At 50.5% G+C, this 1,621-nt stretch carries 1 protein-coding gene; it reads left to right on the top strand.

Going from position 1 to position 1,621, the window contains the following annotated elements:
- Positions 1–489: 489 nt before the first annotated feature.
- Positions 490–1,621: ATP-binding cassette domain-containing protein (locus tag RMO27_RS05080; RefSeq protein ID WP_309729954.1), on the top strand; the 1,132-nt coding region annotated here is incomplete at its 3' end.

Below are 1,621 nucleotides of genomic sequence, written 5' to 3' on the forward strand. Positions count from 1 at the left end.
TGTACCGCCATCGCCATCACATGGGAGGTGGTGTGTCTAATTTTTTTGAGGGTTTCCGATTCGCTGGTTTTGGGTAGATGGATTTTCGCTGGCTGTTCGGCGTTAGACATGGTTATCCCTGGAAATTCTAAGTTTCTGACAGCGACCTTTTGGTCACGGTCAGATCTATGCTGTACTGGATCTATTTTACTCAGGAATCTGCACGGATAGCTGGAGTTGGGAATGAGAGGATCGATTCAATCGGCGATCGTCAACTATTTTGATGATGTCACTGGATTGTCGATGCAGTCCTACGACCTAAGCGCAGTAGCGGTTTTGTCCTTTTAGCTACAGCATCGATAGTTGTTGGCGCAGCTTGCCGAAGGCTTACGAACTTACTAAGTTGGGATTGGGTGACGCCAACGAGTTGGCACCTACTTTTCAACCGCGCTCGGCAGTAGAATAAAAGCAGTATTCGCCATCAGGATCGATCGAGATCGACTGCAATCTATGTCTAGTGTCAGACTCGAACAAATCAGCCGGAAATTCGCCACCGCACCTACATCTCCAGAGCAGCGATTTATCGGTATCGACAATATCTCCTTCGAGATTCCTGATGGTGAATTTTGGGTACTCGTGGGGCCATCAGGCTGCGGTAAATCGACACTGCTGCGGATTATTGCTGGATTGGAGACAGCCACCAGCGGACATATTTATATTGGCGATCGATTAGTCGATCGCGTCCCCGCCAGACAGCGCGATGTGGCGATGGTCTTCCAAAATTATGCCCTCTATCCGCACATGACTGTAGCTGAAAATTTGGCCTTTGGGATGCAAATGCGCGGTGTGGATCAAGCAACGATCGAGCGGCGGATTCTCGACGTCGCTAAGTCCCTGAAAATAGATACATTACTCGATCGACAACCCAAACAACTATCTGGCGGCCAACAGCAACGCGTCGCCCTCGGTCGCGCGATCGCCAGATCGCCCCAAGTATTCCTATTAGACGAGCCACTTTCCAATCTCGATGCCGCCCTCCGCGATAATACTCGCAGCGAATTAAAGCAACTGCACCAGCAAGTTGGCATCACCACGATCTACGTCACCCATGATTGTGTCGAAGCCATGACCCTGGCTGATCGCATCGTCGTCCTCGATCGCGGCTACATCAAGCAAATCGGCACGCCCTATGAAATTTACCACCATCCGATCGATCGGATGGTGGCAACTTTTATCGGTACGCCACCGATGAATATTTTTCCCGCGATTTATCACGATCTCAGTTGGCAGATCGGGGCTAGCCAGCTTACCTGTTTGCCAGCATTAGTCGATCGGCTGCAACTCCGCAATGGCCAAGGTTTTAGTCTCGGTATTCGTCCCGAATATCTGACGATCGTCCCAACTGGCACCCCTGACAGCCTCACGGTGACAATTGATGGGATCGAAACCCTCGGTCGGGAAACGCTACTCAAAGCCAAGATCGATGGCACTACTACCCAAATCAATCTCCTCGCTAACCCAGAATGGTCCGAGCGCGTCGGCAATATCGGTAGTGCTAGTCTACTTGGTACGCAGTTAGCAGTTCAATTAACACCTGATTGGCTATTTATCTTCGACCCCAGCACGGGTGAAAAATTATTCC

It is taken from the genome of Chamaesiphon sp. OTE_75_metabat_556, assembly GCF_031378165.1.
GTDB lineage: Bacteria > Cyanobacteriota > Cyanobacteriia > Cyanobacteriales > Chamaesiphonaceae > Chamaesiphon.